Genomic DNA, 24501 nt, shown 5'->3' with positions numbered 1-24501 from the left:
ATTATTCTATTGAATTTCTTCACCAACACTCATTGACGAAGAGCCAGTATTTTAGATAGTCATTTCTGGATACAAGAAGCGCAAGACGTCCAGAGTCAATCGCCGACTTTTCCCGATATAGGGGTATATGTGCATATGCATCATTGGGTTAAAGTTCGCTTCGATAATCCCGTAGTCATCGTGTGTTTCATAAGGCTTGTTCTTGTCTGGGATGATCAAATCGATACCACTGATACTAGCTCCCAATACCTCCACTGCTTCGATTGCTATTTGTTTATAGCTTTCATGAATTTCATCCGTTACATCAATAGAATCTCCGCCGGTAGAAACATTGGAGTTCTCCCGCAAGAAGACCTGTTGATCTTTGTCGGGAATACTGTCAATCCGTAATCCTTGTTCCTTCAGCATCAATTGTTCTAAATCACCCAATTGAATTTTTTCTAAAGGCGACCGATGATTCATCCCCCGTAAAGGATTTGCGTTCTTTTCAGCGACTAACTCTTCAATCGTACGATCCCCATCGCCTATAACATTCGCAGGAATCCTAAGTAAAACGGCCTTCACTTGGTGATCGATGACAAAGAACCGATACTCTGTTCCAGGTAAAAATTCTTCAATAATGATTTCATCGTCTTCAGCAAAAGCAAGCGCCAAACCACTATTAAAATCCGTCACCGAGGTCTCACCTTTAAAAATGGTAATCCCTAAGCCATAATTCGTAGATTTTGGTTTAATCACGAAAGCCTTTTGAGCAAATCGTGGATATGCCTTTTTCGCTGTCTCGATCGAGCCAAAGGTTTCGCCATCTGGTACCCGGAAGCCCGCTCGAGCTAGGACCGTTTTAGTGACCGTCTTATTTGCCATCAGCAACGGTGCGATATACGTATCTTTGCTGGTCATATTTCCATTTTTTACTAATTCTTGATGATCATTATGCTGAAGTTTCACGAACTGATCTTGCCGATCCAATACTTCCGTCTCGATTCCTTTTTGAATAGCATCGAACAGTAAATTTTGTGTTGATAATTCCATTTCTTGGAAGCCTGCTAATTGATAAGGGTGTGCCCACGCTTGATCATAGAACTTACGTCCCAACATGGTTGCCACTGCTGCCTGTCCTTCAGTTTCATCCAAAGCAAGAATTTTGGCAGCTAACGTCTCTTCAGGTCGATCCATCCAGGCTTGATATTTTTTAATTAGTTCAGCACCTTCTAATTCTAGCTCGTCAACCATTTGCAGCATCTCAGCAAAAATCATATGTCCCTCTGCTAAATGTGCAGTTGGTTTCATTGGATGCTCTAAAGAGACCTCATCACTTATGCGATTTCCTTCCGCTACCCACTCATCAGCTGACATTTTTTCATCGGTCCACAACAAATACAACATGAACAAATGGATGAATTCAATCTCCTCTGCATTGATCCCAACACGATCAAAGGGATTCAAATCAATATTCCGCAACTCTACATAACGAATTCCTGTATGGAAAAGATCGGCCACCTTTTTTCCACCACGCATGCGGATGGGTGCATAGAACTCTTTTTCCTCCGATAATCGGCCTTGCGAAACATTTTCCGCTAAATCTTCACTATAACGTGTCAAGGTTTCATAGGAGACTTGTACATCTGGTTTATTTACGTAGCCATAATGACTAGTCCGAATACTTCGGACAGGTTCTTTTGGACGATCCTCACTATCAAAGTAGCGGTTTTCACTTAACGGACTCGCTCCAAATAAATAGGTCAACAGCCAGCGATAACGCAAAAAATTACGGGCTATTTTCATATATAATCGCGTTTTGAAATCTTCCATAGAAGCTTCTTCAGTTTGTGCTAAAAAGAGCTGTTTTACTAAATCTAAGCCATATTCAAAATTAAAATGAATCCCGCTGACCATCTGCTTACGTTTGCCATACTCCCGCGCTAAGTAACGCCGATACAACACATCTGCATGTCGCTCCAACTTCGCGATCTGGATATCTTCCTCTTTCTCGGGAAGTACTGGTGGCATAGAAAACGGCCACATCATTTCATCTTTTGACATGCTTCGCTGTGCAACATCATGGATTGCTTCTAAATATGCTAAAACTTCATCCACTGATTCCGTCACTGGGGTGATCAGCTCTAATTGTGTTTCAGAAAAATCTGTTTGGATATAGGGATGGAAGCTCCGGTTCCCAACAGGGGCTGGATGATCCGTCTGTACAAGTTCACCATCTAAGGTGACCCGTTGACTTTCTTTTTCGATCCCATAGCGTGCTTGCAGCAAGAATGGTTTTACCTTTTCTTGCGCCATCATTTTTTTTGTATTCATTTGTCCATAGTCCTCCCAAGCTACATTATATAGAAGAATAACCAGAAACAGAACGGAAATGCTTGAAAAAGAAATAGCCTTTTAAATGAAAATATGATTAAATATTAATAACAACTAGTCTAATCAAACTACAGTTTTAGTTTGCTTTTATTAAAAGAATGGAGGCCTCGCTCATGCAAGAAAAAAATGGTTCAATGATAGATACCACTCATTTACAACAAGAAACGACCCCAAAAGAGTTTGTAATGTTAAAACCGCACCACCAACATCAGTTCCATTGCAACGAGGTTCATCGAATAATGGATGCCAATGCTCGGCAAAGCAACGTCAGCCTGCACGTTCCGCCATATTTTCAGACTATGCAAAAGAACTGTTGAGGTTTTCTCAACAGTTCTTTTTTTATTCTTCCTTCAACAGACCTTTAAAGAGTCCGACTGCAAAATCATTTGGATCAAAGGCTTCAAGGTCATTGATTCCTTCACCTAACCCAACTAGTTTAACTGGCAGATGAAGCTCATTACGGATCGCCAACACGATACCGCCTTTCGCTGTTCCATCTAGCTTAGTTAAAACTAATCCTGTAACATCCGTAGTTTCTTTGAACTGGCGTGCTTGAACTAACGCGTTTTGACCAGTTGTTGCATCAACTACTAGCAGAACTTCATGTGGAGCTGTTGGAAACTCTCGTTTGATCACTCGTTTGATTTTTTCCAACTCGTTCATTAGATTAACTTTATTTTGCAAGCGTCCTGCTGTATCAATCAGCAAAACATCATAATTTTCTCTCTTGGCTTTATCCACCGCATCAAAAACTACTGCCGCCGGATCGCCACCTGCATTGCCGCGAACAACTTCTACTCCAGAACGCTCACCCCAAACCACTAGCTGATCAATCGCGCCAGCCCGAAATGTATCCGCTGCAGCTAGTAAAACTTTTTTGCCTTCATTTTTATACTGATTGGCTAATTTTCCGATACTGGTGGTTTTCCCTGTACCGTTGACCCCAACAAATAAAATCACGCTTAATCCATCATTTTGCAGATTGAGTTTGTTGTTTTCGTTGACGCCCTCTGCCTCATAAATTTCTACCAGCTTTTCAATAATTACATTTTGGATCTGAGCTGGTTTCTTGGCATTTTTTAACTTAACCTCTTGTCTCAAGGAATCCGTCAATTTAATGGCCGTATCAAAGCCAACATCAGCGCCTATCAGGGTTTCTTCTAATTCTTCAAAGAAGTCTTCATCAACTCGGCGAAAGCGAGCAAACAGTTCATTCATTCGTTCGCCGAATGATTTACGCGTCTTTTCCAACCCTTTGTCATATTTTTCCTGAACCGTCTCTTCTGCCTGAACAGGTTCTGCTGAATCCATGATCTCCGTCTCTGTTTCAGCCTCTTCGGAATTTTCTACAGTTTCTTCAACGAGTTCCTCGATAACTTCAGCTTGTTTGTCAGACTGCTCCTCTTCAATCGTCACTAAATCATCAGATGCATCAGAATTGTCAGATCCCTGTGGAGGTATCTCTTCCAAAGGAGTGTCTGGTGCTTCGTCAGTCGCTTGTTCCTGCGATTCTTCCTGAGATTCTTCTTTTTGTTCTATTGCATCATCAGCAGTATCTTCACTAACGACTGTTTCTTCCTCATTGTCAGTGGCAGCTTCTGAATCTAAGACTTCTTTATCTTCTAAAAGCGCCTCTTGTTTTTCCGTTTCTTCCTTTTGCTCACTAGAAAAAGCCTTTTTTATTCGATCAAATAGTCCCATGAATATCCCCCCTCATTTCAATTATTCCTTTAAATCATCAAATACGAATTTTTGAATAGCATGCGCAACACCATCCGCTTGATTGGTTTTCGTCACAAAATTAGCAGCCGATTTTACTCCATCTGTCGCATTTTCCATCGCGACACCCATTCCAGCATAATTGATCATCGACAGATCATTCGCTTCATCGCCTAATGCCATCATCTCACGAGCATCGATACCAAGATGCTCACCTAAGACTGAAAGTCCAAAAGCTTTTGTCACACCTTTTGGCATAAATTCTAATAAATTAGGACGCGTCTTGAAAATTTCGAAGCGCTCGTATTCTTCATTCGGAATTAAGGCGATTTTTTGATCCAAGTATGCTGCATCAATTGCCGCCACCACTTTATTGTACAACGTATCCTCATCCAATGCCTCAATCGTCTTTGGAACATACGTTAATGCTTTGTTCAATGTTGGATAAATTGATGGATGATCTTTTGCTGTTTCAAATTGGAAACATAGAGCATCTGATAGAACGTCCATCGGCAGAGCAAGATTCGTCAATAACTGATGAATATGTTGTACATCAGCCAAATCCATTGCTGTCTTTCCTAAAATTTCACCTGTATTTGTTTGGATTAATCCTCCATTAAATGTAATAGAGTAATCATCTGCATCCAATAAGTTTAGCTCGGCTAAATAATCCTTGATCGCAATCAGTGGACGTCCTGTACAAATCACGATTTTAACCCCTCGTGCCTTTGCTTCAGCCAACATTTTTTTATTTGTATCGGAGATTGTTTTCGCATCCGTCAACAATGTTCCATCTAAATCAATCGCAATTAATTTTATCATTCCAACAATTCCCTTTCCTTCACTTGAAATTTCCCATCCTCTTTCACTTCTTCAAGCCTTACTGAAATAATTTTTGATACACCTGATTCTTGCATTGTCACTCCATATAGGACATCAGCGGCTTCCATTGTTCCTTTACGATGAGTAACTACAATAAACTGCGTATCATTTTGGAATGCACTCAAGTAACGACCAAAGCGAGTAACGTTCGCCTCATCCAAAGCAGCTTCTACCTCATCCAAGACACAAAATGGTACTGGGCGAACCTGAATAATCGAAAAGAGTAGGGCAATTGCCGTCAATGCGCGTTCTCCACCAGAAAGCAACGACAGACTTTGTAATTTCTTCCCCGGGGGCTGTGCTTCTATCTCAATTCCTGTATTCAACAAGTCATCAGGATCAGTCAATACTAGCTCCGCACGACCCCCGCCGAACATATTAGGGAAGACCTCATTGAATTTTTCACGTATCGCTTGGAATGTGGTGAAGAAACGTGTTTTGACTTCATCATCCATCTCGTCCATCGTTTCAAATAGTTGCTCTTTCGCTGATAACAAGTCATCTCTTTGTGTAGTAAGAAAATCATAGCGTTCTTCAACCTGTTGATATTGCTCAATCGCATTCAGATTAACTGGACCCAATTTTTCGATGGCTTGTTTCAAGCGACTGACTTCATTTTGCGCTATCTGTTGATCAATTTCAGGGTCCGACTGCGCTTCTGCCCCTTCGAAGGTCAAACTATACTCTTCTTGTAAATAGGTCAATGCATTATCCAATTTCAGCTCGTACCGGTTTTTTTGAACATCTGCCTGTGATTGTCTTGCAAGCAATTGTTTTTGTTCCCTATTGGCTTCAGTTAATGCACTATCAGACTGATCCACTTGTTTCTGTAAGTCCTGACGGGATTCCTTCCACAAAGTCAACTGCTCATGCAAATGCTCTTTCGCCGTGGCCAACTCTGTTAGGCGCTGATTTAAGCTTTCTTCAGTTTCCTCATGATCTGACGAATCACTAGAGAGTGCTAATATTTGGTTTTCCAGACTCATAATCTGACCCGTCAACTCATTCATCTGACTTTCAAAGTTTATAGCTTGTCGTTCTAGATACAGTAACCGCTCATCTAATACAGCGTAATCCGCTTGAAGACGACTTAATTCAGCATTGATATTTGCGCGTTTTTCTTCTAACTGATCGCTTTCTTCATTCATCTGCTGAATTTCTTGATCGATTCTTTCTTGCTGCGTCTTCAATTCAACCTGTTGAATTTTTAAAGCCTCTTTTTGTGTTTGATAGTCATTCAAAAAGCTTTCCAATTCCTTAGCTTCATATGAGAATAACGCTTGCTCTTTCTGTAAACGCGCCAACTCAGTGTTAACCTGTTCTTCGTTGTTTTGCGCTTCCTGATAGGCTAACCGTGTTTGCTCCCCTTGTGTTCGCAAAGTTTCAAGTGTGTCTGTTTGCTCCGCTACTTTTGTTTGTAGCTCCTGAACAAATTTTTCCTTTGTCTGCAACGCTTGATTAATTTCCTCATAGCGTTTCGTCCATTCTTCCAATTCATGTCCTTGGTTGAATAAGTTCCCACGATTCCCTTGCTTCGTCGCACCACCAGTCATGGAGCCGCCGGCATTCATCACATCGCCATCCAATGAGACCACTCGAACTTGATATCCTAATTGCCGAGCAAGCTGATTGGCACTGTTTAGATCTTTGGCGATTACAATAGCGCCCAAGAGATTCTGCATAACAGGTGCAACATTCTCAGGAAATGATACTAACTCACTTGCAACTCCTAAAAAGCCTTCTTCATCCTTAATTGCCTGATATTGATGAGCTCCTAAGCTTCGTGGCTTAATCGTCGTTAACGGCAAGAAGGTTCCTCGGCCGCTGCGTTGTCTCTTTAAAAAAGTAATACCCTGACGGGCATCCTTTTCATTTTCTACGATGATATGCTGTGCAGATGCACCTAAAGCTGTTTCAATCGCCAAAGTATATTCTTTGGGTACCTGAATCAATTCTGCCACTGCACCAACAATTCCGCTTAGCTGGTCCTTGTGCTGCAAGACACTACGTACCCCTTGATAAAAGCCGCTATAATTCTCTTGAATTTCTTGCAGACTCTTTTGTCGTGCCCGCGCTTGCTGGACCTGACTCATCAAATCATACATCAGCTGCTGCTCTTTTTGCAGTTGCTGCTGTGCCCCATTTTTTTCTACTGTTAACCGTCGATAGTTTTCCTGCTCTTCTTTCAACAGTGTTTCTAAATCTTGACACTTAGTTTGTGCGGTTATTTGTTGTGCTGTCAATGCTTCCAATTGCTCTTTTAACACTTCAAAGCGACTCATGCTCTGTTGGTTTTTTGCTTTTTCTTGCGAGTATTGACGCTCTAAATATTTCAATTCATTGCTGACATTCGCTGATTCTTGCATCAATTCCACGTAAGTGCCACGTAGATCCTCTAATAATTCTTTAGGAGATTTTTGATATTTCTCGGCTTCCGAAGTTAACTCTTGAATCTTTTCCTCTAACGCCAGTTTTTCGACTTGCTTATCCTTCTGCTGCGCTTGAACATCCTGCAAGTTCAATTGTGCTTCTGCTTTTTTCTTGCGCTGTTCCTCTAATGTTGTTCGATATTCCGCACTAGTTTTTTGGGTATTCTTTGAACGTTCACTCAATAGTTCCTTCTGGCCTTCTGCTTGCTTCAAGGCCTCTGACAAATGGAGTAATTGCTGCTGTCCAGTTTCCAACTGTTCATCCAAAGTTCCACGTTTTTCTCGTAGTGTGCCTAATTGCACTTCTGTTTGTTGAATAAACTGGCTTTTTTCTTCGACTATTTTGGACAATGTATCAAAATCAGTTTTAGCTGATTGCCAAGAATCTCGCGTTTGCTTGATTTTGGCTACCATCAAACTGACATCCGTAGCTGTCAATTCTTTTTTTAGCGCTAAAAACTCCTTGGCTGCTTCGCTTTGAGCAGCTAAAGGAGTCAGCTGATCCTCTAATTCATAAATAATATCCTGAACGCGGCTTAGATTATCTTCCGTTTCGAAAAGCTTTTGTTCAGCTTTACGCTTTCGTTGCTTATATTTCAAGACACCTGCGGCTTCCTCGAAAATTCCGCGACGATCCTCCGGTTTGCTGGAAAAAATCGCCTCTACTTTTCCTTGAGAAATAATCGAGAAGGATTCTTTTCCTAACCCAGAGTCCATAAAAAGGTCTTGGATATCTTTTAAACGACAAGCTTTTTTATTAATGAAAAAATCGCTTTCTCCCGTTCGTCGATAACGTCTCGTCACACTGACTTCACTAAAGGCTAACGGTAAATAGTGATCCGTATTGTCCAACACTACGGTCACCTCAGCGATATTCAACTGTTTTCGCGATTCTGAACCAGCGAAGATGATATCGGGCATTTTACCTCCCCGCAAGCTCTTTGCAGATTGTTCGCCTAAAACCCAGCGAATCGCTTCAGTAATATTACTTTTCCCGCTGCCGTTTGGTCCAATAACCGCCGTTACGCCCTTTTCAAACTCGATCTTTGTTCGATCGGCGAAGGATTTAAAACCAGCGATCTCAATTCGTTTTAAATACAAAATGTTCCTCCTATACTTTCATAAAAAGAGCTATACGAACTTGCACAGCAACGACAGTTGCTGTGCATCCCTTTTGTTAAGCAGATATAACTGCTGACTTTACCTTTAAGATATGTCGTAGTTCTACGTCTGCCTCATCTATTTTGATACGTAGAGAACAACGTCTTATTTAGCTGCAATTTTTATTAATGCTTTTTCCGCTGCATCTTGTTCTGCCAATTTTTTAGATTTCCCTTGGCCTGAACCAATCAATTCATCATCAGCATACACATCAATCGTAAAAATCCGCTCATGGGCTGGTCCCTCTTCATTCACTAATCGATAATCGATCGATACGTCTCCACCTTTTTGCAAAACTTCCTGCAAACGAGTCTTATGATCCATTTCTCTCGTAAAGACCCCTGCCTCAATTTTCGGAAAGACAACGGTTTGAATGAAACGTAGAGCCACATCATAGCCTTGATCTAGATACAAAGCACCTAAAAATGCCTCAAATAAGTCACACAAGAGCGCTGCACGGTCACGACCGCCAGAATTCTCTTCGCCCTTTCCTAACAGGATATAGTGATCAAAATGACATTCTTTCGCAAATTTTGATAAACTTTCTTCCCTTACAATTGCCGAACGCAGCCGAGTTAAGCGGCCTTCTGGCAAATTTGGATAATGGTGATACAAATAGTCCGATACTTGAATTTCTAAGACAGCGTCCCCTAAAAATTCTAACCGTTCATTATCTGAGATGTTCATGTTACGGTGTTCATTCACATATGATGAGTGGGTAAACGCCTGCTCTAATAAGTTCACATCGTGAAAAACGATGCCGTAGTTTTCTTTCAATTCATTGATCAACTGTGTATCCATGGGCTCATTCCTTTTTTTGAGATTTCCATCACGCTTTATTATACTGTTTTTTCTAGGATTTTTAAATCAGAAGTCATGATAGTAAGAAATTTTCAAAAAATGATCGAACTTCATCTCTCTTTTATTACACAAAAAAAATACACCAGCAATTGCCGGGAGCCACTGATAAAGTTCAATAACAAAAATTGTCGAAAGAGAATGCAGGCATTTTCTTTCGACAATTTTTTCTTTTAGATAGTGATTCGTTGTCCAGATATCTTTATAATTAGAAGTATCTAGGGGGCGATTTCATGCTTAAACAAATGGTTCAAACCACACTTAGTCCATATAGTGATCTTTATGATTTACTCATCCCAGCCGATCATATTTTGCGTCGGTTCAATGAGTTAGTTGACTTTTCTTTTGTTTACGAGGAACTAGAAAATAAATATTGTTTAAACGATGGTCGCAATGCCTATGATCCGATTAAGTTATTCAAATATTTGATGTTAAAAGCGATGTTTCCCGCGTCTGATGTGGATCTCGTTGCTCGCAGTAAAACAGACATGGCCTACAAATATTTTCTTGGCTTAGCTCCAGAAGACGAGGTCATTGATCCAAGTCTACTGACGAAATTCAGACGACAACGCTTGAACGATTCAAATTTACTAGATCTCTTATTGAACAAAACCGTTCAGCTCGCGATCGAAAAAGAGATTATCAAAAGCAAAGGAATTATCGTAGATGCCACACATACCGCTTCTAGATTTAATAAAAAATCCGCAATAGAGCTCTTACGTTCTTATTCAAAAAAGGTGCGCAAAGCGATTTATACAGTAAAACCTGAAGCGAAACAGATCATGCCTGAAAAAAATCAAAAAAACGAGTACCAAGCAGAAAAAGACTATGTAAAGACGCTCTTAAAAGCAATTGAGGAACATCCAGAATGGTCCGTCATACCTGCAGTCGCGGAGTCAGTCAATCAGTTAAAAGAAACGGTTGAAGATTGCCAAGAATATGAAGTCTATTCTCACGATACGTCCGCAAAGGTTGGACATAAAACCGCAGAAACAGAATTTTTCGGCTATAAAACCCATCTGGCTATCACCGAAGAACGAATTATCGCAGCCGCAAGTGTGACTGGTGGGGATGTTGGAGACGGCCCATATTTAAAAGAATTAGTTGAAAAATCACGTGCGAACGGAATTGATGTGAAGGAAGTTATCGGTGATACAGCGTATTCAGGAAAAGCCAACTTACTTTTTACAGCAGAAGAAAAAATTAAACTTTATTCAAAACTTCATCCAGTGATTTCAAATGGCACACGAGATCCCGAACAGGAGTGGGAATATAATAAGGACGCTGGAATGTACGTCTGTCCCAATGGACAATTGGCCTTTCGAAAAGCTGTTCAAGGAAAGAAAAATCAAGGAGAAAACCAACGATTGACCTTCTATTTTGATGTAAAAAAGTGCCAAGCTTGTCCATTGAATGAGGACTGTTATAAAGAAGGGGCAAAAAGTAAAACGTACAGTGTGACGATTCAATCCCAAGCACATAGCGACCAACAGACATTTCAGGAAACGGAAGCGTTCCAAAAACGTTACCGTATGCGTTATATGATTGAAGGAAAGAATAGTGAAATCAAAAACAGACATGGCTACAATGTTTCTTGGTCTAAAGACATTGAGGGCATGATGCTTCAAGGAGCCAGTACGCTCTTTGTCACTAATTTAAAACGAATCGTTAAGCTGATTGATGAAAAAGCGGAAGAAAAATAATAAAGAACGCCCGATGATCAACTTTGTAGGCTGATCATCGGGCTTTTTCCGTTCATTAATCTGAGTTTTTGTAGAAACTAGGGTACTTTATCAGTGGCTCTAATTGCCGGTGTACCACTTTGTTAAGCTTGGTTGTTTTCCACAATGTAATCAACTGCAGCTCCAACTGTTTCAATTTTTTCAGCATCTTCATCAGAAATTTCTGTTCCGAATTCATCTTCTAATTCTAGAACAAATTCCATAATACTGATTGAATCTGCATTTAAGTCGTCTTTGATACTCAATTCAAGTGTTACCTTGTCTTTATCAATTTCAAAGTGATTTGAAATTATTTCAGCAACTTTGCTAAATACTTCTTCACGAGTCAACAACATTCACCTCCACTTGATCAACTAATATTCGTCTATGTTTTACCAGAAGGTCACAGTTCATTTTACTGATGTTTGTGCCCTTTGTCTACCTTTTTCGGTAAATTATCACCCTGCTTATTCGCCCTTAGGTGTTTCAAAAAACTGGACCAATTGCCCAACCACATTCGTTTCAAGCATCGTGTGAATTTGATCAATCGTATTAGCTACTGCTTCTGGACCGGTAGAACCGTGTGTTTTAATCACTGGTGCCTTCAGACCAAACAATACTGCACCGCCATGAGAAGAATAGTCCAATTTGTCTTTTAAGCCATAAAGCGTATCTTTTAACATCAGTGCTCCAAATTTCCCTTTGACACCTGCCTCATTGATACTGCCTTTAATCAAGCTCATCAGACCCATTGCTGTTCCCTCGATTGTTTTTAAAACCGCGTTTCCTGTAAAGCCGTCTGTAACAACGACATCAGCGGCACCATTTAACAGCTCTCTAGCTTCCACATTGCCGATAAAGTTGATGCTCTCTTCAGCTTGCAATAGTTTAAATGCTTCTTTTGTTAATTCACTGCCTTTTGTTTCTTCAGTCCCGTTGTTTAAAAGTCCGACACGAGGGCTTTCAATACCACGAACATGTTTTGCATAGAATGAACCCAAAATCGCATATTGGTGAAGATGCTCTGCTTTGTTTTCTGCATTCGCTCCTAGGTCCAGCATATCGAAACCACTGTTGCTATTTAAAACAGGCAAAGTAGACATCAAACCAGGACGTTCGATTCCTTTGATCCTTCCTACTACAAACAGGCCAGCAGCTAATAATGCTCCTGTATTTCCTGCAGAAAAAATCGCATCTGCCTTCCCTTCTTTGACCGCTTGCGCTGCCAAAACCATTGAAGCATTTTTCTTGCGACGAATAGCCTTAACAGGCTCATCATCACTATTAATTTTTTCATCTGTGTGGATAATCGTAATATTCTTTTCGTTAGTTACATATTGACGAATAGCGTCTTCTTTTCCATATAATTGGAACTCGATTTCCGGGTGATTTTGTTGTGCTAACATCACACCCTCCACGATAGCTTTAGGTGCGAAATCTCCGCCCATTGCATCTACAGCAATTTTCATGAGAACACTCTCTCCTTTTTTTCAATAAATTCATATTTAATCCGTGTCCCATTTGCCTTTTATATCATCCAAAATAGCAATGGGAGTCTTTAAATTTTTCTACAGTATAGCATACTAATCGAAATATGTTTCGCCAGTTTCAGCCGGTTTTAAGGTCTTTGCTAATGGTGCAAAGGCTGGCTGCTCACGCCAATTATCTACTTGCCAAATCTGATTGGCCTCGTCCCTCGCTACTTCTAATACGTTGGCATCATTTACCAGATCCGCAATTAAAAATTGCGGCAACCCGGATTGACGGAAGCCGAAAACTTCCCCAGGCCCGCGTAATTCTAAATCTTTTTCACTTAAGACAAATCCATTATTTGTTTCAGTCATGATCTTCATACGTTCCTTGCCCAGCTCATTTTTAGGACTAGCAACTAAAATACAATAAGAAGCATCTGAACCACGGCCCACACGACCACGTAATTGATGAAGCTGTGCCAAACCAAAACGATCCGCATCCATGATAAACATCACAGTCGCGTTTGGAACGTTGACTCCCACTTCAATAACGGTGGTAGAAACTAAAATTTGGCTTTGATTATCCTTGAATGCTTCCATAATCGCATCTTTTTCGGAATTCTTCATTTTTCCGTGTAATAGACTAACCTGATAAGTCGGTGCATAGTACTCCTTCAAATGCTCATAAATTTCAGTCGCATTCTTCACGTCCAACGCTTCAGACTCCTCAATTAAGGGACAGATCACATACAACTGATGACCAGCCTGCAATTCTTGTTTCGCCCAATCTAAGGTATGCTCCAATTGTTTAGGCTTAATCCAACTGGTTTTGACGGGAATTCGCCCCGCAGGCATTTGATCAATAACAGAAACATCCATCTCTCCATAGGCTGTGATCGCCAATGTCCGCGGAATCGGTGTCGCTGTCATGAATAAAACATCAGGGTGTAGCCCTTTTTCTCGTAAGACTCGTCGCTGATTTACCCCAAATCGGTGTTGTTCATCCGTGATAACTAATCCCAGATTAGCAAATTGGACCTCGTCTTGAATTAAAGCGTGTGTCCCGATGACCACATCTATTTCGCCATTTTGTAAGCCTGCGAGAATCGCTCGTCGCTCTTTTGTTTTCGTTGAACCGGTCAATAGTGCTGTCGTCAGCTCCAACGGATCAAACAGTTGATTCAGACTTTCTAAGTGTTGCTGCGCCAGAATTTCCGTTGGCACCATTAAAGCTCCTTGAAACCCTGCTGTCATTGTCGCGTATAAAGCAATGGCGGCCACTACTGTTTTTCCGCTCCCAACATCTCCCTGCAGCAAACGCTGCATATGTTTTTTGCTTCGTAAATCATAACAAATTTCATTGGTTACCCGTTTTTGCGCGTCTGTTAACTCAAAAGGCAGCCTTTGAGTAAATTGTTTTAGACGTTCTACATCGTAACGAATTGAGATTCCGTTTTTTTCGCTGCGCTCACTATTCTTTAATCCCTGCATTCGCATTTGGAATAGGAAAAACTCTTCAAAAACAACTCGCCGTTTGGCTTGTTGGCTTTCTGCCGGATTTTTAGGAAAATGCATCGCTCGCATCGCTTGCTTTCTTGGCATTAAGCGATACTTTTCCAAAAGATATTCAGGCAGGTTTTCCATCACTTGATCACCAAATTTTTCAAAAGCAGCCTTAATTAAGTCAATCAAGGTACTTTGTCGAATCGCTTTCGTCACATGATAGATGGGGGCATATTCTTCTGTTTGTTTGCCGCCTAAAATCTTCATCCCAGTTAATGACTTACGCTTAGCATCCCATTTTCCATAAACGGCTAGCTCTTCACCGACTTCAACTTTATCTTTTAAGTAAGGCTGATTGAAAAAAGAAACCATAAAAACGGCGTGATCTTGCATCATCCGAAACTGAAGACGGCTTTTTTTGTAGCCAAAGCGGCTAACTACGGGGGCCGAGACAATGACCCCTTTTAATGTAACCTTCTCTTGATCGTTGATCTCTAATAAATTTTTTTCTTGAATGTCTTCATAACGAAAAGGGTAATAGCTTAATAGATCTTCAATCGTTAAAATCCCTAAGTCAGCTAACGTTTGCGCACGTTTCGGCCCTACACCTGGTAATACTGAAACAGATTCTTGAATCGTCATCGTAATCCCCCTTTCGTCTTTGAATTTCTGCTATCTCGTAGTCAATAGAGTTGATTGTCGAAAATCACCTTATTCTCGCTTCGCATACGATTCCGCTAATTGTTTGTGTTAAGGCGAAAATTCAATTTGACAAAAACAGGAGTGAGCCAGATATTCTTGGCCCACTCCCTCCGACTTTTACTAATTTATTCTGCTGAAAGCAAGTATGGATAAACGGGTTGGTTTCCTTCGTGGATCTCAACCTCTAAATCAGGATAGCTTGCTTCAATTGCTTCGCTTATTTTTTCAGCTTCTGCTTGGGTACCTTCAACGCCTACGATGATCGTGATGATTTCGATATCCTCGCTGATCATTTTATTCAAGGTATCTAAGGTCGCTTGGTATTTATCTGCTTCTGAAAGAACGATTTTCCCATCGATCATCCCTAAGTAGTCGCCTTCATGAATCTCAACACCATCAATCGCTGTGTCACGAATCGCATTCGTAATTTGACCGCTGACTACTGAATCCAGCATCTCAGTCATTGATGTTTTATTATCCTCTAGGCTTTGATCCCCATTAAATGCCAACATCGCTGTCATTCCTTGAGAAACAGTTTTACTTGGTACTACTGCAACTGGAATTTCCGCAACTTCCGCTGCTTGATCTGCTGCCATAAAGATATTCTTGTTATTCGGCAAGACAATGACTTGGTCCGCATTGACTTCTTTGATAGCCTTCAAAATATCTTCTGTACTTGGATTCATGGTCTGACCGCCGCTGATGACATAAGAGACTCCTAGACTCTTGAATAATTCTTGGACTCCTTCACCGGCTGCAATAGCAATCACTGCGTAAGGTTTATGCTCTGCTGGTGCTGCTTCAAAAGCTGCGACCTCTTCATCGTGTTCTAAGATCGTTTCATGCTGTTGACGCATGTTATCCACTTTAACTTTGATCAACGCACCAAATTTTTGTCCATAATTCATGACTTCGCCAGGATGTTCCGTGTGCACGTGTACTTTAACGATCTCGTCATCATTGACCACCAACAGTGAATCGCCAATGCCATCCAAATAGTTACGGAAAGTATCGTAATCAAATTTACTATCAACAGTTGGTCCTTCCCCTAGACGAACCATAATTTCAGTACAATAGCCGAATTTGATGTCTTCTGTTGCTAGCTGTCCTTGAACACTGCGATGATGTTCCGCATTCACCATTTCATCCATTTCAGCTGGACTTGGCTCATACGTATCATCTGCTTGAAATTCGCCATTTAACGCACTCAAGAAGCCTTCATAAATGAACAATAACCCTTGTCCACCGCTATCAACTACACCAACTTCTTTTAATACTGGCAGCATGTCAGGTGTTTTATCTAACGCTTTTTTTCCATATTTAACAACAGCTGACATGACTTCAACCACATCATCTGTTTGTTTCGCTTTACGTTCACCAGCTTTTGCTGATTCGCGAGCCACAGTTAAGATCGTCCCCTCTACGGGTTTCATCACTGCTTTATAGGCAGTCTCTACACCATGCACTAATGCTTCTGCTAAATCTCGCGCATTTAATGTATCCACCTCTAAAATCTCTTTAGAAAAACCACGGAATAATTGTGACAAAATAACCCCGGAGTTTCCGCGAGCGCCCATCAATAATCCTTTTGCTAAAACATTAGCTAACTCTCCAACCTTTTCAGAAGCAGAATTGACAACGGCCGTTGCACCGCTAGTCATAGATAGATTCATATTGGTCCCAGTATCACCATCCGGTACTGGAAATACATTTAATGAATTGACATATTCTGCATTGACTTGCAGACGTTTAGCGCCAGCCTCTACCATTTCTTGGAATTGACTCGCGCTGATTTCTGTTACCTTCACTTACTTAGTCCTCCTTAAGAACGCTGCCCTTAATCAGGCAGAACACGTACACCTTGAACATAGACATTCACTGAGTTGGCTGTAACCCCAAGCATCGTTTCCAAATTATATTTCACTTTTTCTTGGACATTGCGCGACACTTCTGAGATCTTCGTGCCGTAGCTGACGATCGTATAGACGTCGACTGCGATCCCGTTCTCCTCTTGACGTACTACGACGCCGCGTGAATAGTTTTCTTTTCTTAAAATTTCTGTGATATTGTCTTTGATTTGATTTTTACTAGCCATACCGACGATACCAAACACGTCAGTAACTGCACCGCCGACAACCGTCGCGATGACGTCGTTTGAAATTTCGATCATACCAGTCTGTGTATTAATTTTCACAGCCATAGTTGTTAGCCTCCTTAAATAGGCACACTCGCCCATTTTTTCTACTATAATAGTTTATCATAGCCCTATGACAAATAAAAGAAAGTTCCATTGCGATTTGCTGATAGGGCGCTGCCTGCTTGCCGCAAATTGTACCAACTTTCTTGCATCAAAACTTTTACTAAAAAATTTTTACGCTAACAGAGTATAATTTACCTGCAAATCCATAGAATGTCAATCTTTCTAAAAAAATTCACTTGCTAATCTTGCTAATATGTGCTATTTTATTTTAGTATGAGCCAAAGAAGCGCTCCAATATCAAGGCAAAAGGAGGAAACAACACATGGCAAAAGTTTGCTATTTTACTGGTCGTAAAACAAGAAGTGCAAATAACCGTTCTCACGCTATGAACGCTACTAAACGTACTGTAAAACCTAATTTACAAAAAGTTCGCGTATTAGTGGACGGAAAACCTAAAAAAGTTTGGGTCTCAACTCGTGCTTTGAAATCTGGAAAAGTTGAGCGCGTTTAATATTATCCAACTAAGTCAAACCGTTCAATTCTGAACGGTTTTTTTTGACAGTTTTTTTATTTTACATATTTTGAATAAGAATTGCGGGTCGATCGTATCGGCTCGTTTTTTTATTTCTCATTTTGAATAAACCCTTCTCCACACAAATTTCAAATCTTTGCTTGAGTTTCATAGCTCTTTCACAATATTTTGCTGTGTTTATGGTAAAATTTGAATAGTCTGTTGAAAGAAGTTTGGTGATTTTTATATGAAAAACTATCTTAAAGAAAACCGTTGGTATTTATTAGCCAGCTTTTTCCTGCCGCTCACCCTCATGGTGATCGTCTATTTAACGATTGGTATCTATCCTGGATCAAGCCGTAGTGTTTTAGCCAGTGATGCCTTCTCCCAATTTTCAAATTTTCACGCAAGTTTTCGAAATATGCTTTTAGGTAAGCAAGGCCTTTTTTATACTTGGAATGCCTCTATGGGGTTGAATTATCTGTCATTAGTTTCCTACTACCTCGGCGGATTTTTTACACCGTTGGTTATTTTCTTTCCAAATCAATTGATGCCGGATGCTCTGTATTTCTTAACTCTAGTCAAAATTGGCTCCGCGGGACTAGCCTTTTGGTTTTACGCTAAGGGGAGTTTTAAATTGCCCGACTGGTCTCGTGTAGCACTGAGTGTCACCTATGCTCTGATGTCCTTTGCTATTGCACATTCTGAAATCATCATGTGGCTGGATGCCTTTGTTTATCTACCATTGATTATTTTAGGAATCAATCGTGTGATGGATTTGAAAAAGCCGACTGTACTGTTTGTCTCCTATTTAATGTTGTTTCTAACGAGCTTTTATATGGGATTTATGATTGGTGTTTTTTCAGTTCTTTACTTTATTGCACGTTTGATCACCAATTGGAAGCTGTATAAAAAAAGCATTATTCCCTATGGAGCCACTTCGTTATTAGCCGGTTTTGCTTCAATGATTGTAATTCTACCCTCAATCCTTGATTTACGGACAAATGGTGAAGAACTAACGCAAATCACTACCTTTAAAACGGAAGCGACAAGCTGGTGGGATTTTATTGCAAAAAACTTGATTGGCTCCTACGATACAACGAAATATGGTTCGATTCCATTTATATATATCGGTCTATTACCATTAGCTCTGTGTTTGTTTTTCTTTATCTGCAAAAAGATTCCTTGGAAAAATAAACTCGCTTATGGTGTGATTGGTGCAATCCTGATTGCAAGTTTTTATATTCAGCCGATGAATTTATTTTGGCATGGGATGCATGCGCCAAACATGTTCTTATTCCGTTACGCGTATTTACTTTCATTTTTAGTGATCACACTAGCGGCGTGGGGCTGGGAAAAGTTAGACCGAGAGAATATTTTGCAACTGGTAGCTTCCTGTCTGCTGCTAATCGCACTCTTTGCCATTTTCTGGGGAATGAAGGGCAAAGATTACGACTACCTTAAAAATATTTCACTTTACATCACATTAGGCTTTTTAGCGGTATATGCGTTGATCTTTACCGCCTACCATTTTAATAAGATTCCGTTCAAGGCACTCAGCATTTTACTTTTATTACTGATGTCTACAGAAGCCTTTATTAATAGTGACTTTATGGTACGTGGCGTGTTGAAAGATTGGAACTATGCTTCCCGCAGCCTCTATACTGAGCCCTATCCTTCGATCAAAGCATTAGTTGATAAAACCAAGAGTGATAACGATACGTTTTATCGAATGGAGAACCTTGACCCCGTTTCCTCTAACGATGCCTTTAATTATGGCTATAGCGGTGTCAGCATGTTCTCTTCAATTCGTAATCGACACTCTTCTGGTTATATGGATCAATTAGGATTTCGTTCAAGAGGCACAAGTCTAAACATTCGTTATCAAAATAATACATTGCTAGCTGATGCCTTCACAGGGATTAAATACAATATAGCGAAAACGAAAGACTTAAATAAATATGGATTCACGAAAACGCAAAGCGTTGGCGAGTATAATCTTTTTGAAAATAATAACGCCTTGCCATTAGCTTTTACGGCTCCAACAAGCATTGATAAATTAAAGGCCTTGCCAAATGATAACCTTGGCACGCAGACACAATTATTTAACGCATTGTCGCAAGAACAATTTCAGTATTATCAATTTCTGCCTATCACACAAATAGACACAAAAAATGCCAACGTTACTAACGCTGGCAATATTACAACAATTACTGAAAAACAAGGAAATGTAGCGAAAGATGTCACCTGGAAAGTACAGGTCCCAGCAAACACTCAAGCCTACTTAAGTCTCTATCCTTACGATTTTGCTGAGCTAGAAAGTTCGACCGCTACCGTTACAGCAAATGGACAAACACGCCAAGCGCAAATCGGAATCAGCGGACAATATTATGATTTAGGTTATTATGAAAAAGCAACAACAGTTACCTTCACCGCAAGTTTTTATGGTACAAAATCGATCAGCTTCCAAAAACCGCAAGTCTTAGCATTAGACACCGTAGCCTATCAATTAGCTGTCGATAAGATCAAAGAAAATGGTGTAGATATGCAAGTCGGCAAACGTAGTGCTGAAGGAACAGTAAACACGAAAGAAGACAAGACTTTAATTACAACGATTCCTTACGATGAAGGGTGGACTGCCAAAATCGATGGCAAAAAAGTGGAGACAAAAGCCTTCCAAAACGCCTTTGTCAGTATTCGCGTCCCAAAAGGCAAGCACAAAGTAACCTTTAGTTACCTGCCTAAAGGCTTCATCGCTGGTGCATGTTCTTTTGTAATTGCTATTGGTATGTTCATTCTTTATCTAAGAGTACTTAGACCAAAAAAAATACATCGGCATTCTTAGTAAAGACCGTAAAAAAAGATCAAACAATCTGAGTCTTCAGTTGTTTGATCCTTTTTTTATTTATATTTGACTTCTGCAAGATACAATCCTTCTGGATGCGCTGTTGGTCCGGCAGCGTTCCGATCCATCGCTGAAAGAATCTCTGGAATTCCGTCTGCAGGAATACGCCCATTTCCAATCTTTAACAGAGTTCCCACCAAAATTCGGATCATCTTGTACAAAAAGCCGTTTCCGCGAAAAATGAAAGTCAGTTCTGTTCCTGCTGTATTCACCTCAAGGTCTGCTTGGTAAATCGTCCGAACTTTATCTTCAATCGCTCCACCTGTCGCACAAAATGAAGTGAAATCATGAGTTCCCAATAAATCCGGCAATGCTCGGCGAATCAAATCCAAATCTAAAGGATACGGATAATACGCAGCATAGTGGCGCCGAAAAGGGCTCCGCGGCTTAGCAATTTGAACTTTAAAATGGTAGGTTTTCTCTACAACGTGATAACGCGCATGAAAATCATCAGCAACAACCTCAACTGAGGAAACCGCAATATCCTCGGGGGTTTGTGTATCCAACGCAAACCGCATACGTTCTAGCGGCCGTTCCTGCGGATAATCAAAATGAATGACTTGTCCAATCGCATGGACTCCAGCATCTGTCCGACCTGAACCAAAAATTGTTACAGGGATTCCATTGTTCATTTTCTGTAAGGTTTTTTCTACTTCTTCTTGTACTGTTCGACCATTGGGTTGTCGCTGAAATCCGTTAAAATTTGTTCCATCATAGGCAATCACTGCCTTATATCTAACCATCCTAATTCTCCTTTTAAAAACAAACGAATCTTAATCTAATATCTCTTAAATTAAACATAGAGAGATATTCTTAACCGGAGTCATTATAACAGCTTTTTTATCGGGATTCCAACACACTTAAATCTGAAACATGGTACTTATTGCTGCCTGGCAATGCTTTTTTATGCTTCCAACATACGATCGCTTCTTGTAATGATCGATCCTTGTTCGCTATAAAGAAATCACGGATATAAGTATTGTATTCAAATTGCGCATCAATTTTTTCAGGCTTCTTCGCTGCAACATCAGGATACATCAGAATCGCTTCACGATAAGTCTTTCCTGGGTTAGATTTCAGCCATTTTTGAAAGGCTACTTTAAAACGAAAAGACTCGCCAAGTTCTTGTTTAAAAAAAGCACGATGCTTCTCAGAAAAAACAATATTCTCTTCGATTAAACTATCCAGTGTTAATTCTTCCGTACGCGCAATTTTTGTTGGTTTCTTTTTAGGAACTAGCTTTTCCCCCGTGCGCAAAAAGTTTGCAATTCGTTGGTTCAACTCCGCTTTACTTCCTGATTTTGCCAAACCATGAGCTTGACAAAAGGCTTGCAGTTCTTCTTTTAAATAATAATATTCGCTAAATGTTTCTATCTTCATCCCTGCGTGTAAATCTGGTCGCTTTTCAGCCATCTTTCCCCTCCATCTTATTCCTTTATTCATCCTAACATAAAAACTACAAAATAAGCTCTGTGCATTCAAACTAATTGGCGTACAAAAAAAGCTTGGATGTCTCCAAGCTTAGCTGCGTAAAAATATTAAAAGAATTGTTGCTATCCCAAAAACAACAAGGACAATCGTATCTCGTGATGCCCATTGTAATTTACGATATTTACTACGTCCTTCACCACCACGATACCCACGGGCCTCCATCGCAGTCGCCAAATCTTCCGCACGATTAAAGCTGCTAACAAACAACGGTATCAATAGAGGCACGATTGCTTTAACCTTTTGGATCAAATTGCCATCATTAAAATCAACGCCGCGAGCACGTTGCGCGTTCATTATTTTTTCCGTTTCATCCATCAATGTAGGAACAAACCGCAGAGCAATCGACAGCATCAAAGCAATCTCATGAACTGGTAAATGGAATCTTTTTAACGGATTCAATAAAGATTCAATTGCATCGGACATTGACAATGGCGGTGTCGTTAAAGTCAACAATGTTGACATAAAGATGATCAACACAAAACGGCAAAAGATAAATAGTCCGTTCTGAATCCCGTAGGAGGAAAGACTAAATACTCCCCATGACCAATACAAAGTTCCACCGCGTGTAAACAACATTTGCAATGCTACAGTAAAGATGATCAACCAAATCAAGGGTCTAACACCCTTTAAAAAGAAGTTTATATTTATTTTTGACAAAAAGACTGCGAATAATGTAAACACTCCTAAAAAAACATAGCTTTGCCAATTATTCGCCAAAAAAATAATCCCAATAAAATAGAAACTCGCAACTAATTTAGCCCGTGGATCCAGACGATGAATCAAGGAATCCCCCGGAATATAGCGGCCAAAGATCAATTTATTCATCATGAGCAGGACCTCCTGCTTGTTTAACGATCCAATCAGCCAATTCGTTTTCTGTTAATGGTAATTCACTAAAGGCAGCCCCGCGTGCTTGCATCTTTTCAGCAAAAGCACTTGCCTGAGGGACGCCTAATTGCTTTTCTTTTAGCCATGCAACCTCAGCAAAGACTGACTGAGGAGTCCCATGTTTCACCACATGGCCCTTTTCTAAAACATAAACATAATCGGCAAAATTGGCAACATCATCCATTAAATGAGTGACCAAAACGATCGTCATATTTTTTTCCCGATGCAACCGCAAAAACATTTCCATCATTTCTTTACGTCCAAGCGGATCTAAGCCTGCTGTTGGCTCGTCTAAGACTAATATTTCAGGTTCCATGGCTAACACCCCTGCAATCGCAACACGTCGCATCTGCCCTCCTGAGAGCTCAAAAGGAGATCGCTCAAGATATTCTTCATCCAAGCCAACTAATTTCAAATTTTCCTTTGCTAAAACGAAAGCTTCTTCATCACTAGCACCAAAATTCTTCGGTCCAAAGGCAATATCTTTTGCCACCGTCTCTTCGAATAATTGAGCTTCCGGAAATTGAAAGACAATTCCTACTTTTTTCCGAACAGGCTTCAAATTCTTATTATCTGTAGTCGGTGTAATCATCCGATCACCAATTTTCACTTGCCCTTCAGTTGGTTTTAATAACGCATTCAAATGCTGAAGTAAAGTGGATTTTCCACTACCAGTATGTCCCACTAATGCAGTATATGACCCTTCTTTAATAGATAGATCAATATCATAAAGTGCTCGTTGTTCAAAGGGAGTATTCGGTTGATAAACGTAGCTTACTTTTTCAAAACGGATGTCCATAACCAGTCCATCATCCCTTCTTCATCTAAATAATTCAACGGCACATTTACACCATGGGCTTTTAATGCAGCCTTTAATTTTTCAGGAAACGGCAAATCTAATCCCAACGAAACTAACTCAGGTCCTGCAGAAAAAATTTCTTCAGGGGTCCCCTCTTGATATAGTTCGCCTTCTCTCATTACTAGAATTCGATTGGCGCTGGCTGCTTCGTCAATATCATGAGTGATTGATATGACTGTTAAATCACTTTCCTCTTTAATCTTACGAATTGTCGCAATAACATCATCTCTACCCTCAGGATCTAACATGCTAGTCGCTTCATCTAAAATAATAATATCCGGTCGGAGGGCAACAACACCGGCAATAGCTACTCGTTGTTTTTGTCCACCTGATAGACGTGCAGGTTCTCGTGTTGCAAAATTTTGCATTTTTACCTTTTCCAAGGCATCCTTTACACGACTTTGCATCTCGCTTCGTTCAATTCCTTGGTTTTCCAATCCAAAGGCAACGTCATCTTCTACTGTTGCTCCAACAAACTGGTTATCAGGATTTTGAAAGACCATTCCCACCATTCGACGAATATCCCATACAGATTCCTCAGACAGTTCCATTCCTCCAACAGTCACCGTTCCCTTTTGCGGTAAATGAAGACCATTGATCGCTTTGGCTAATGTAGACTTTCCTGAACCATTATGCCCAACGATAGCGATCCATTCTCCTTTGTTAATTGAAAAACTGACATCCTTCAAAGCGGGTGTCGCATCTTCTTGATAGCTAAATTCAATTTGATTGATTTCAATAATTGGCTTCATGGTTACACCTTCCCACTTCTTTGCAAATCTGTTCTAAGCCTAGCAAAAAAGCTATGTTTTATCAATCCTTGATAC

19 protein-coding genes are annotated in these 24501 nt (G+C 40.3%); 4 read left to right on the top strand and 15 right to left on the bottom strand.

Annotated elements, in window-relative coordinates:
* Positions 1-51: 51 nt before the first annotated feature.
* On the bottom strand, positions 52-2313 hold the full coding sequence (gshAB, locus tag J9537_RS01565) for a bifunctional glutamate--cysteine ligase GshA/glutathione synthetase GshB (protein ID WP_218256462.1): 2262 nt from the start codon (positions 2311-2313) through the stop codon (positions 52-54).
* Positions 2314-2486: 173 nt separating this feature from the next.
* Here gshAB and J9537_RS01560 point away from each other — a divergent pair, with 173 nt between their 5' ends.
* On the top strand, positions 2487-2690 hold the full coding sequence (locus tag J9537_RS01560; protein WP_218256461.1) for a hypothetical protein: 204 nt from the start codon (positions 2487-2489) through the stop codon (positions 2688-2690).
* Between the two features lie 22 nt (positions 2691-2712).
* Here J9537_RS01560 and ftsY read toward each other — a convergent pair whose 3' ends face one another.
* The 4 genes from ftsY to rnc form a co-directional block, all read right to left on the bottom strand.
* Positions 2713-4074, bottom strand: coding sequence for a signal recognition particle-docking protein FtsY (ftsY, locus tag J9537_RS01555; RefSeq protein WP_218256460.1), 1362 nt, complete (start codon positions 4072-4074; stop codon positions 2713-2715).
* A gap of 21 nt (positions 4075-4095) precedes the next feature.
* Positions 4096-4914 carry a Cof-type HAD-IIB family hydrolase gene (locus J9537_RS01550; RefSeq protein WP_218256459.1) on the bottom strand — a complete coding sequence of 273 codons (819 nt, stop codon included), beginning with the start codon at positions 4912-4914 and terminating at the stop codon, positions 4096-4098.
* A complete protein-coding gene (smc, locus tag J9537_RS01545) occupies positions 4911-8504 on the bottom strand; it encodes a chromosome segregation protein SMC (protein ID WP_218256458.1) in 3594 nt (1197 codons plus the stop codon). Before smc ends, J9537_RS01550 begins: the two co-directional genes overlap by 4 nt.
* A gap of 165 nt (positions 8505-8669) precedes the next feature.
* A complete protein-coding gene (rnc, locus tag J9537_RS01540; protein WP_218256457.1) occupies positions 8670-9365 on the bottom strand; it encodes a ribonuclease III in 696 nt (231 codons plus the stop codon).
* Between the two features lie 290 nt (positions 9366-9655).
* On the opposite strand from rnc, the gene J9537_RS01535 reads away from it, so the two are divergent.
* A complete protein-coding gene (locus tag J9537_RS01535; protein WP_137438785.1) occupies positions 9656-11125 on the top strand; it encodes an IS1182 family transposase in 1470 nt (489 codons plus the stop codon).
* Between the two features lie 122 nt (positions 11126-11247).
* On the opposite strand, the gene acpP is transcribed toward J9537_RS01535, so the two are convergent.
* The 5 genes from acpP to J9537_RS01510 all read right to left on the bottom strand — a co-directional run bounded on the left by acpP (position 11248) and on the right by J9537_RS01510 (position 17020).
* Positions 11248-11493: an acyl carrier protein gene (acpP, locus tag J9537_RS01530; RefSeq protein WP_028020380.1), complete on the bottom strand. Its 246-nt coding sequence runs from the start codon at positions 11491-11493 to the stop codon at positions 11248-11250.
* Positions 11494-11610: 117 nt separating this feature from the next.
* Positions 11611-12612 (bottom strand): phosphate acyltransferase PlsX, encoded by a 1002-nt coding sequence (gene plsX, locus J9537_RS01525; RefSeq protein ID WP_218256456.1) that lies wholly within the window; start codon positions 12610-12612, stop codon positions 11611-11613.
* 114 nt (positions 12613-12726) lie between these two features.
* Entirely contained in the window at positions 12727-14760 is a 2034-nt protein-coding gene (recG, locus tag J9537_RS01520) for an ATP-dependent DNA helicase RecG (protein ID WP_218256455.1), read from the bottom strand.
* 185 nt (positions 14761-14945) lie between these two features.
* Positions 14946-16628 (bottom strand): DAK2 domain-containing protein, encoded by a 1683-nt coding sequence (locus J9537_RS01515; RefSeq protein ID WP_010747187.1) that lies wholly within the window; start codon positions 16626-16628, stop codon positions 14946-14948.
* A 29-nt stretch (positions 16629-16657) separates the two neighbouring features.
* Complete coding sequence (locus J9537_RS01510) at positions 16658-17020, bottom strand: Asp23/Gls24 family envelope stress response protein (RefSeq protein WP_010742791.1); 363 nt, start codon at positions 17018-17020, stop codon at positions 16658-16660.
* 322 nt (positions 17021-17342) lie between these two features.
* Between J9537_RS01510 and rpmB the strand changes: the two genes are divergently transcribed.
* Together rpmB and J9537_RS01500 are read left to right on the top strand one after the other, a co-directional pair.
* Complete coding sequence (gene rpmB, locus J9537_RS01505; RefSeq protein WP_010747188.1) at positions 17343-17531, top strand: 50S ribosomal protein L28; 189 nt, start codon at positions 17343-17345, stop codon at positions 17529-17531.
* Between the two features lie 247 nt (positions 17532-17778).
* Positions 17779-20376: a YfhO family protein gene (locus J9537_RS01500; protein WP_218256454.1), complete on the top strand. Its 2598-nt coding sequence runs from the start codon at positions 17779-17781 to the stop codon at positions 20374-20376.
* A gap of 56 nt (positions 20377-20432) precedes the next feature.
* Here the strand turns inward: J9537_RS01500 and truA are convergent, their stop codons facing one another.
* From truA to J9537_RS01475, 5 genes are all read right to left on the bottom strand, one after another.
* Positions 20433-21179 (bottom strand): tRNA pseudouridine(38-40) synthase TruA, encoded by a 747-nt coding sequence (gene truA / locus J9537_RS01495; RefSeq protein WP_218256453.1) that lies wholly within the window; start codon positions 21177-21179, stop codon positions 20433-20435.
* A gap of 97 nt (positions 21180-21276) precedes the next feature.
* Positions 21277-21849: a DUF6434 domain-containing protein gene (locus J9537_RS01490; RefSeq protein ID WP_218256452.1), complete on the bottom strand. Its 573-nt coding sequence runs from the start codon at positions 21847-21849 to the stop codon at positions 21277-21279.
* Between the two features lie 108 nt (positions 21850-21957).
* Complete coding sequence (locus J9537_RS01485; RefSeq protein ID WP_010747192.1) at positions 21958-22755, bottom strand: energy-coupling factor transporter transmembrane component T family protein; 798 nt, start codon at positions 22753-22755, stop codon at positions 21958-21960.
* Positions 22745-23614: an energy-coupling factor ABC transporter ATP-binding protein gene (locus tag J9537_RS01480; RefSeq protein WP_218256451.1), complete on the bottom strand. Its 870-nt coding sequence runs from the start codon at positions 23612-23614 to the stop codon at positions 22745-22747. The genes J9537_RS01485 and J9537_RS01480 overlap by 11 nt, the downstream gene beginning before the upstream one ends.
* Positions 23590-24426 (bottom strand): energy-coupling factor ABC transporter ATP-binding protein, encoded by an 837-nt coding sequence (locus J9537_RS01475; protein ID WP_218256450.1) that lies wholly within the window; start codon positions 24424-24426, stop codon positions 23590-23592. Before J9537_RS01475 ends, J9537_RS01480 begins: the two co-directional genes overlap by 25 nt.
* Positions 24427-24501 lie beyond the last annotated feature (75 nt).

It is taken from the genome of Enterococcus raffinosus (assembly GCF_019175485.1).
Classification (GTDB): domain Bacteria; phylum Bacillota; class Bacilli; order Lactobacillales; family Enterococcaceae; genus Enterococcus_A; species Enterococcus_A raffinosus.
The sequence above is the reverse complement of the archived record's forward strand: the minus strand, read 5'-3'. Positions and strand labels throughout refer to the sequence as shown.